Origin of the sequence: Rhodococcus sp. ENV425, assembly GCF_002887785.1 — a bacterium.
Classification (GTDB): domain Bacteria; phylum Actinomycetota; class Actinomycetes; order Mycobacteriales; family Mycobacteriaceae; genus Rhodococcus; species Rhodococcus aetherivorans.
Genome location: NZ_PCZU01000118.1, coordinates 1 through 9676, shown reverse-complemented (window position 1 = coordinate 9676; position 9676 = coordinate 1). Strand labels below are relative to the sequence as shown.

The window sequence follows — 9676 nt, the reverse complement described above, 5'->3', positions numbered from 1 at the left end:
CGGGTGGAGGCGAGCGCCACCAGTTCCCCGACCGTGGTCACCTGAACAGCCGCGAGCGCCGACACTGCGCGGGCACTCAAACCGGCCGCGGCGAGTGCCGTTGCGGCCTCGACCTTGTGAACCGGTTCGGGGGCAGCGTCGAGGTCGGTGAACGCTCGACGCCACGCGCGCAGCATGTCTTCGGCGGTGTCGGGACGCGCGGCGGCGTCGCGGGACAGTGCCGAGGTGAAGAACGCGATGAGCGCGGCGGCGACCGGCATCTCGAACATGGCCGGGTCGACGGTGACGTCGTCGTCGACGGTGGCCGGGTTCGCCTGCGGGTCGGGTCCGTACTGCGGGGCGGTGCCGGTGGCCATCTCGAACAGCACCACCGCGGCGCCGTAGCGTTCGGCGGCGGTGTCGTACTGGCGGCGGCCGCCGGCGCCGAGGAACGGGTCCAGGTACGGCGGGGTGCCGGCCTCGATGTTGCGGGGGTCGACCCCGGCCATCGAGAAGTCGAACAGTCGCAGGTGCGTATCGGCGCGCGAACTCGACTGGTGCACACCGAGATTCGACGGCTTGAGGTCACGGTGGGTGACGCCGGCGCGTTCGAGGGCGATCAACGCCTGCAGCAGGTCGGTGCCCCAGCGTTCGAGCAGGTCGATCGACAGCCGGCCGCCCTTGGCGGCCAGCTCCTCGGCGAGGGTGGTGCGACCTGCGTCGTGCACGACCAGCGCGGTGCGCCCGCCGACGTGCTCCTCGGAGGCGAGCTGGACGATGCGCGGATCGTCGAGTTTCGCGAGCACCTGCGCTTCGGCGTGCAGGCGGGCGGCGGCTTCGTCGTCGCGGGCGACCTTGAGGACCCGTTCGTGGTCGCCGGCCTTGCGGTCGACGACGAGGATGCCCACCGCGGTGGAGCCGGCGCCGAGGCGGCGCTTGTAGACGAAGCGGCCGTCGCCGAGTTCGTCACCGGGCTTGGCCTCGAGCGGGTCGGTTTCGCCTTCCGCGCGGAACAGCTCGCCACGAACCTGTTCGAGGCGGTCGAGGAACTCGGCGACGGTGGCGATGCGCTCCGCCGGGCTGGGATCAGTGGCGTCGAGGACGAGTTGCCGCAGCACCGACGGCACCTGCGGCAGTTCCACGGCCAGGTCGAGGCCGCCGTCGCGGCGCAGCCGGTCGAGCAGTTCACCGCGTTCGGTGGCCGGAGAGACTCCACCGCTGAGCAGATAGAAGGCCAGCGCGCCGAGCCCGAAGACATCCATGCGGGCCGGGTCGGCGGGGCTGGCGCCTTCCGGGGCGGCGAACAGGCGGGCCTGGTCGCTCAGCGCCCCCGCCATGAGACTCAGTGGGCCGGCGGACAGGCGGGTGACGCCGGTCTCGGCGTTGGCGGGCAGCACCCCGGCGGTGTCCCAGTCCGTGACCTGCGGTTGCGGACCGGCGGCGCGGTCGCGCACGACGACCGCGCGCGGATTCAGGGTGCGGTGCACCACCCGATGCCGGTGCGCGTAGTGCACGATCTCGGCGATCTGAGCGATGAGTTCGAGCTGCTGCTCGAGCGTGAGCGCGGTCCGGTGGTCGGCGAGCCACAGGTCCAACCGCAGTTCGTCCTTGGACTGCAGGAACACCAGGCCGATGCCGAGTTCCTTGTCCTTGACGACGTCGACGGGCACCTGCAGGCCGTCGTGCTTGAGCCGCGACAGCAACTTGTATTCGTGTTCGACGCCGCGCGCCCGGGCATGTTCCTCCGCGGAGGTGGCGCCGGGTTTGGGCAGGTAGAAGCGGATGCGCGCTTCCCGTTCCATGTCGACGTGGTGGAAGGCCGGCCAGTCCTGCCAGCCCTCGCCGTCGCCGAAGGGCTGTTCGTCGATCACCCACGAGCCGAGTTCCCGCTGCCGACGGGGTGCGAGTCCGATCGCGGTCATCAGATCGCGGATCAGCAGGGATTTCTCCTCGCTGACCGGCTCGTGCTTGGACGGCGCGAGCAGGCGCTCGCCGATGCCGGGCAGGCCGCTGCGGCGTTCGTTGCCGTCGAGGCCGTACAGGTTGATCGCGGAGCTGGCCGGCAGGGCGCACCGGAGGTCGGGGTGGTGCAGGAACACCAACTCCTGCACGAACGGGATGACGCCCTTGAGGTTCTTCTGCCCGGTCTTCTCGGCCAAGCGGTCCTTGAGCAGCGACGAGAAGTACTGGGCCTTCTTGCGGGTGAGCAGCAGCGGCGAATCCTCGGACCGGTAGCCGCCACGGCTCCACACGTGGTCGTTGCCGCGCAGCGTGCCGCTGTAGTACTTCAGTTCGATCAGGTAGAGGGTGTCGCGGCTCAGAACGAGCAGATCCACCTCGTGCCAGCGACCGCGGTTGTCGCGGAACTCGAAGTTGGACCAAGCGCGGAAGGGCGGGGCATCCGGCAACAGGCTCTTGACGAAGTCGAGGCCGAGCTTCTCATGCTCGAACTGCGAGGGACTGATCTCGACCCAACGGTCACTCTGCACCTGGTCCCGCACCTCTCGATCTCATCCGTCACCCATGTATAGAGAGTCGAGTGTGCGCATCTCGTTGTTACGCCTCGGCGTGTCGCGACGAGATGTGCACACTCGAAATGCGTTCTATCGCAGCGGGATGCCGAGCAGGGCGTCGACGGCGTCCGCGAACGCGGCGGGTGCCGACGGGTCGTCGCCACCGCGCTCGACCGCGAACTTCGCCCACGCATCCAGTGCGTCGAGGGCCTTGGGCGTGTCGAGGTCGTCGGCGAGGTGCTGGCGCAGCCGGGCGACGGTGTCGTCGACCGAAGCCGCGGACGGCAGCGCCGCGGCGTCGCGCCACAGGGCGAGGCGGGCCTGGGCGTCGGCGAGGACCTGATCGGTCCAGGCGCGGTCGGTGCGGTAGTGCCCGGCGAGCAGGCCCAGACGGAGGGCGGCGGGGTCGACGCCCTGGCCGCGGAGCTTGGAGACGAACACGAGGTTGCCGCGGGACTTGGACATCTTCTCGCCGTCGAGGCCGATCATCCCGGTGTGCACGTAGTGCCGGGCGAAGCGGCGGTCGCCGGTGACTGCCTCGGCGTGGGCAGCGGAGAATTCGTGGTGGGGGAAGATCAGGTCGCTGCCGCCGCCCTGGACGTCGAAGCCGCTGCCGATGCGGTTGAGGGCGATGGCGGCGCATTCGATGTGCCAGCCGGGGCGGCCGTCGCCGAACGGGGACGGCCAGGCCGGTTCGCCGGGCCGCTGCGCGCGCCAGAGCAGGGCGTCGAGCGGGTCGCGCTTGCCGGGCCGGTCGGGGTCGCCGCCGCGTTCGGCGAAGAAGTGCTCCATGGTGGCGCGGTCGTAGCCGGATTCGTAGCCGAACTGCTCGGTGGCGTCGGCGCGGAAGTACACGTCGGGGTATTCGGCGTCGTCGACGATGTACGCGGCGCCGGAGGCGACGAGTTTCTCGACCAGTTCGACGACCTCGCCGACGGATTCGACGGCGCCGATGTAGTCGCGGGGCGGCAGGACGCGCAGCGCCTCCATGTCCTCGCGGAACAGGGCGGTCTCGCGCATGCCGAGGACGATCCAGTCTTCGCCGTCGCGGGCGGCCCGTTCGAACAGCGGGTCGTCGACGTCGGTGACGTTCTGGACGTAGTGCACGTCGTGGCCGGCGTCGCGCCACACGCGGTGGACCAGGTCGAAGGCGAGGTAGGTGGCGGCGTGACCGAGGTGGGTGGCGTCGTAGGGGGTGATGCCGCAGACGTACATCGTGGCCGTGGGGCCCGGGGTGACGGGGCGGACCGCGCGATCGGCGGTGTCGTACAGCCGGAGCGGGGGGCCCTGACCGGGGACGGACGGGAGCGCGATGTCGGACCATGACAGCATGCGCACGAGCCTAGTAGAGGGCGCGGGCGGCTCCGGACGGAGGCCGGGTCCTCAGAACGCCGGCCAGGGGATGCGCCGCTCTCCGACCGGGCGGGGCATGACGGGGCGGCGGAGCAGGGCGCCGACGCGGCCCCGCAGGGCGGCGACCTCGCCGGCGGTGATGTGGGTGCCCAGCCGCTGCCCGAGTTCGCCGTCGAGTTCGCGGGCGAGTTTGTCCAGGTCGACGAGCAGCGACGGGTCGACCTGGCTGCCGGCCCAGCCCCACAGCACGGTGCGCAGCTTGTTCTCCCGATGCAGGCAGATGCCGTGGTCGACGCCGTACACGCCGCCGTCGACGCCCTCGAGGGCGTGCCCGCCCTTGCGGTCGGCGTTGTTGAGGATCACGTCGAGCACGGCCATGCGCTGCAGTCGCGGGTCGTCGGCGTGGACGAGGACGACGTCGGTGCCGTCGAGGTCGCGGGCGCGCAGGACGGGCAGCCAGCCGGGCGGGACGGCGTCGATCGGGCACAGGTCGACCAGGTCGAGGCGGCCGGGCGGGTCGGCGGGGTCGGGGGTGTCGATCCACCGCTGCACCATGCCGGTCCCGAAGGGTCCCTCGCGCAGCACGGTGGTGGGGATGACGCCCCAGCCGAGGGCCTCGGAGACGAGGTAGGAGGCCACCTCCCGGCCGGCGAGGGTGCCGTCGGGGAAGTCCCACAGGGGCCGTTCGCCGCGGACGGGCTTGTACACGCAGCGCACGGTGGTCGCGTCGAGGGTGGCGTCGCACACCAGGGTGGCGTTGCTGGCGTGCACGACGCGGCCGACCACGGTGAGTTCGCCGTCGGTGAGCACGGTGCGGACGTCGGGGCTGCCCACCGGCTCAGGTCTCCTCGCCGAGCCAGGCGGCGGGATCGAAGCCCTCGGTGCGCAGGTACCCGTTGGTGCGTACGCAGATGTGGCCGCCGCCGACCGGTTCGCCGCACAGCGGGCACGGGGTGCGGCCGGCGGCGACGACGAGTTCGGACCGGGCGGCGAATTCGCGGGCCTGCTGGGGGGTGAGGAAGACGCGGACCGCGTCCGGGCCCTCCTCGGCGTCGTCGAGGACGACGGACTCGTCGACTTCGGTCTCGGTGACGGCGAGCAGCTCGACGACGACGTTGCCGCTGTCGGCGTCCCAGCCCAGGCCCATGGTCCCGACGCGGAACTCCGCGTCGATGGGGGTGACGAGCGGACTGATGTCGACGTCCGCGTCCTCGGGCAGGTCCGTGCCGAAGCGGCGGTGCACCTCCTCGAGCAGCAGGCCCATGCGGTCGGCGAGGATCTGCACCTGCTGCTTCTCGAGCATCACGCTCACCACCCGGGAGGCGTGCACGGCCTGCAGATAGAACACCCGGTCGCCGGGTTCACCGACGGTGCCGGCGACGAACCGGTCCGGGGTCCGGAAGACATGTATCGCGCGGGCCATCGCACCTCCTCGTTGTCGAATCCATCCGGTGTCGCTCTCCCATTATCCGCCGCGGGGACCGACCTCCCCGCCCGGCACGGGCGCCGGTTGCGCCGGCGGCGCGAGCCCGGACAGGTCCGAGCCGGTGTCGTTGACGCGCAGCACGAACGGGCGGGTCTCGGTGTAGCGGACGACGCTGAGGGAGGCGGGCTCGGCGACGATGCGCTGATAGCCGTCGAGGTGCGTGCCGAGCGCGTCGGCGAGGACGGCCTTGATGACGTCGCCGTGGGTGCAGGCGATCCAGACGACGTCGCCGCCGTGGGCGGCGGCGAGGCGGCCGTCGTGTTCGCGGACGGCGGTGACGGCGCGGGCCTGGACCTGTGCGAGGCCTTCGCCGTCGGGGAACACCGCGGCGGACGCGTGCTGCTGGACCACCTTCCACAGCGGTTCTTTCAGCAGGTCACCGAGTTCGCGGCCGGTCCACTGCCCGTAGTCCACCTCGACGAGGCGGTCGTCGACGAGGGGGGTCAGGCCGCGGTCGGCGGCGAGGGGGGTCACCGTCTGGCGGCAGCGCAGCAGCGGCGAGTGCACGATCTCGGCGATGGTGAGGCCGGCGAGCCGGTCGACGAGGCCCTTGGCCTGGATGTGGCCCATCTCGTCGAGTTCGACGCCGGGGGTGCGGCCGGCGAGGACCCGGGAGGTGTTCGCCGTCGAGCGCCCGTGCCGCAGCAGGATGACCGTCATGAAGCCAGCCTAATGGGCCGGGCGCCCGACGAGCGGGCCCGGCGTGGGTCCCGGGGTCAGGTGGCCGAGATGGTGCCGGTGGCGAGCAGGGCCAGGACGACGGCGCCGAGGGCGATGCGGTAGCCGACGAACCAGTACATCGAGTGGTTGACGACGAACCGGAGCAACCAGGCGATCGAGGCGTAGCCGACGGCGAATGCGACGGCGGTGGCGACGAACAGCTGGGCGCCGGAGGCGTTGAGGCCTTCCCCGGCGGGTTCGAACGCGTCCGGGAGGCTGAACAGGCCGGAGGCGACGACGGCGGGGATGGCGAGCAGGAACGAGTACCGGGCGGCGGCCTCGCGGGTCAGGCCGAGGAACAGGCCGGCGCTGATGGTGCCGCCGGAGCGGGACACCCCGGGGATCAGGGCCAGCGCCTGCGCGCTGCCCATGAGGATGCCGTCGCGGAGGGTGAGTTCGTCGAGCTTGCGGGTCTTGCGGCCGTAGCGTTCGGCGGCGGCGATGACGAGGGCGAACACGATGAGCATGGTGGCGATGAGCCACAGGTTGCGGGCGCCGGTGCGGATCTGGTCCTTGAACAGGAATCCGAGGACGCCGACGGGGATGGTGCCGACGATCACGTACCAGCCCATGCGGTAGTCGAGGTCGCTGCGGTGTTCGCGGTGGGCGAGGCCACGGAACCACGCGGCGACGATGCGGACGATGTCCTTGCCGAAGAAGACCAGGACGGCCGCCTCGGTGCCGAGCTGGGTGACGGCGGTGAAGGACGCGCCGGCGTCGGTGCCGAAGAAGATCTCCGAGACGATCCGCAGGTGGCCGGAGGACGAGATCGGGAGGAACTCGGTCAGACCCTGCACGAGGCCGAGGACGAGGGTCTGGAGCCAGGTCATGGATTCGCCGATCACGCGGCGACCTCCGGGTGATCGTGGGGACGGTCGCCGGGGGTGGGGTCGATTTTCACCTGGGCGAGGGTACGCGGCGCGGCGGAACGGTTTTCGCGGCCTCGCGGCACTAGGGTGCTGGGTCAGGGGCGGCGGTCGCGGCTGCGGCGGATCGGCCCCGTCGGTCGGATGGTCACGAGGCGCGGGCGGATATGGAACACAGAACGGTGGGTGCGAGCGGGCTGCGGGTCTCGCGGCTCGGTCTGGGCACCCTGAGCTGGGGACGCGGCACGGACGGGGACGAGGCGGCGGCGCAGCTGTCGGCGTTCGTCGACGCCGGCGGCACCCTGGTCGACACGTCCCCCGCCTACGGCGACGGGGTGGCACAGCGGATCCTGGCGGAGCTGCTCGACGACGTGGTGCCGCGGGATCAGCTGGTGGTGTCCGGCAGCTCGGGCATCGACACCTCGAAGGTCGGGGCGGGCCGGGTGGACTGTTCCCGTGCGGGCCTGCTCACGCAGCTGGACCGCACGTTGCGGGAGCTGGGCACCGACCACCTGGACCTGTGGCAGGTGGCGACGTGGGATCCGCGGACGCCGGTCGACGAGGTCGCGGCGGCGCTGGAGTTCGCGGTGACCAGCGGCCGGGCCCGGTACGTGGGGGTGCGTGGGTACCTGGGCTGGCAGCTGGCGACGGCCGCGGCGGTGGCGACGCGCCACGCGCCGCTGGTGGCGACGCAGGTGGAGTACTCGCTGCTCGCGCGCGGGGTCGAGGAGGAGCTGATCCCGGCGGCCCTGCACCACGGGGTGGGGGTGTTCGCGGCGGTGCCGCTGGCGGGCGGGGTGTTGACGGGCAAGTACCGCGACGGCATCCCGGCGGACTCGCGCGGCGCCGACGACGTGCACACCGAGGAGGTGCGCAGCTATCTGACCGAGCCGGCGGCGCGGGTGGTCGAGGCGGTGGCGACGGCCGCGGACGGGCTCGGGACGTCGCCGCTGGCGGTGGCGCTGGCGTGGGTGCGGGACCGGCCGGCGGTGGCGTCCACGGTGGTCGGCGCGCGGGATCTGGCGCAGCTGACCGGGGTGCTGGTGGCCGAGGAGCTGGAGTTGCCGGCCGCGATCGCGGCCGCGCTCGACGACGTCAGTGCGTGACCTCGGACACGTCGCCCCCCGGATCCGCCGCCGGGTCAGGTTAGCCTGTCTTCTAGGTCGGCGTGGGTGCGCCGACGGTGGACGTCGGGCACGAGGAGGAACCGGTCGATGACCGCGATCGAGGTCACGGGGTTCGCGGAACGGCTCCGGCGCGAGACGGCGCAGGCGCACAGCGACACCGAGAACGCGCAGTTCGTCACCGAACTGCTGGCCGGGCGGCTCACCCGGGAGGGCTACGCGGCGCTGCTCGCCCAGTCGTGGTTCGTCTACGAGGCGCTCGAGCGGGTGGGCCGGGGCCACGCCGGCGACCCGATCGCCGGGCCCTTCCTGGACGACGCGTTGCTGCGCACCCCGGCGCTCGAGGCGGATCTGGCGTTCCTGCTCGGCCCGCGGTGGCGGGAGACGATCGCGCCGCTGCCCGCGGCCGAGCGGTACGTCGCGCGGCTCGAGCGGGTGGCCGCGGCGCGGCCGGAGGTGTTCCTGGCCCACCACTACCTGCGGTATCTGGGGGACCTGTCCGGCGGCCAGATCATCCGGCGCATGCTCGAGCGGGCCTACGGGTTCGACCGGGACGGGCTGCGGTTCTACATCTTCGACGACATTCCCAAGCCCAAACCGTTCAAGGACGCCTACCGGGCGAAGCTGGACGCGGCGCCGCTCGACGAGGTGCAGCAGCGCACGGTGATCGACGAGGCCAACCTCGTGTTCGGGCTCAACGGCGACCTGTTCGCCGACCTGGCCGCCGACCTCGATCGGTACCGCACGACCCCTCCCCTGCCATGACGCGGCGCGGCCTCTTCGCGTTCCTCGCCGCGGCGCTCGCGCTCGTCGCGCTCGTCGCCGGCTGTTCGGCCGCCCCGACCGGGGGTGCCGGGACCGGGGCGCGCACCGCGGTGGTGGACGACCCGAACCCGCGGCCGATCACCGAGGCTCCCGCCCCGGCGCTGCCGGTGACGGTCCGCAGCGTCGACGGCGCCGAGGTCACCGTCACCGACGTCGCCCGCATCGTCACCGCCGACCGGTCGGGCACCCTCGCGCAGACCGTGTTCGCCCTCGGTCTCGGGGACCGGCTGGTGGGGCGGTCGACGGCGGGTTTCCCCGCCGTCGAGCAGGTGCCCAATGTCACCCCCGGTGGGCACGGGCTCTCGGCCGAGGCGATCCTGGCCCTGGCCCCGACGGTGGTGCTGACCGACACGTCGGTCGGCCCGCTGGCGGTGCAGGAGCAGCTTCGGGCCGCGGGCGTGCCGGTGGTGTTCGTCGACCCGCGCCGCACGCTGGCGACGGTCGGCGAGCAGATCCGTTTCGTGGCCCGGGCCCTCGGCGTGCCCGCGGCGGGTGAGGCCCTGGCCCAGCGCACCGACGACGAGATCGCCGCGGCCCGCGCGGCCGTGCCGGACGACGGCGACCGCCCGACCGTGGCGTTCCTGTACCTGCGCGGGTCGGCGATCAAGATGCTCGGCGGTCCCGGGTCGGGCGCCGACGCGCTCGTCGAGGCCCTCGGTGGCCGAGACGCGGGCACCGTCGCCGGCTTGACCTCCGAGTTCACCCCGATCACCAGCGAGGCGATGATCGCGTCCGCCCCCGATGTGATCTTGATCATGACCGAGAGCCTCGCCTCCGTCGGCGGACCCGCGGGGCTCGCCCAGCTGCCCG

9 protein-coding genes are annotated in these 9676 nt (G+C 72.4%); 3 read left to right on the top strand and 6 right to left on the bottom strand.

From position 1 onward, the window contains the following. The 6 genes from pglW to CQZ88_RS09110 all read right to left on the bottom strand — a co-directional run. Positions 1-2468, bottom strand: a 2468-nt coding sequence (pglW, locus tag CQZ88_RS30725; RefSeq protein WP_258008524.1) for a BREX system serine/threonine kinase PglW, incomplete at its 3' end; no start/stop codon positions are given. Positions 2469-2582: 114 nt separating this feature from the next. Continuing rightward, positions 2583-3824 (bottom strand): cysteine--1-D-myo-inosityl 2-amino-2-deoxy-alpha-D-glucopyranoside ligase, encoded by a 1242-nt coding sequence (gene mshC, locus CQZ88_RS09130; RefSeq protein ID WP_029543703.1) that lies wholly within the window; start codon positions 3822-3824, stop codon positions 2583-2585. 51 nt (positions 3825-3875) lie between these two features. Beyond that, positions 3876-4679 (bottom strand): SCO1664 family protein, encoded by an 804-nt coding sequence (locus CQZ88_RS09125; protein WP_050035239.1) that lies wholly within the window; start codon positions 4677-4679, stop codon positions 3876-3878. A gap of 4 nt (positions 4680-4683) precedes the next feature. Further along, positions 4684-5268 carry a DUF3090 domain-containing protein gene (locus CQZ88_RS09120; protein ID WP_006939363.1) on the bottom strand — a complete coding sequence of 195 codons (585 nt, stop codon included), beginning with the start codon at positions 5266-5268 and terminating at the stop codon, positions 4684-4686. 42 nt (positions 5269-5310) lie between these two features. Beyond that, entirely contained in the window at positions 5311-5991 is a 681-nt protein-coding gene (locus tag CQZ88_RS09115) for a histidine phosphatase family protein (protein WP_006939362.1), read from the bottom strand. A 56-nt stretch (positions 5992-6047) separates the two neighbouring features. Further along, complete coding sequence (locus CQZ88_RS09110) at positions 6048-6893, bottom strand: undecaprenyl-diphosphate phosphatase (protein WP_170914091.1); 846 nt, start codon at positions 6891-6893, stop codon at positions 6048-6050. Between the two features lie 191 nt (positions 6894-7084). Here CQZ88_RS09110 and CQZ88_RS09105 point away from each other — a divergent pair, with 191 nt between their 5' ends. The 3 genes from CQZ88_RS09105 to CQZ88_RS09095 all read left to right on the top strand — a co-directional run. After that, positions 7085-8023 carry an aldo/keto reductase gene (locus tag CQZ88_RS09105; protein WP_029543698.1) on the top strand — a complete coding sequence of 313 codons (939 nt, stop codon included), beginning with the start codon at positions 7085-7087 and terminating at the stop codon, positions 8021-8023. A 108-nt stretch (positions 8024-8131) separates the two neighbouring features. Continuing rightward, a complete protein-coding gene (locus CQZ88_RS09100) occupies positions 8132-8806 on the top strand; it encodes a heme oxygenase (biliverdin-producing) (protein ID WP_065922565.1) in 675 nt (224 codons plus the stop codon). Next, positions 8803-9676: hemin ABC transporter substrate-binding protein (locus CQZ88_RS09095; protein ID WP_102799627.1), on the top strand; the 874-nt coding region annotated here is incomplete at its 3' end. The genes CQZ88_RS09100 and CQZ88_RS09095, both read left to right, overlap by 4 nt.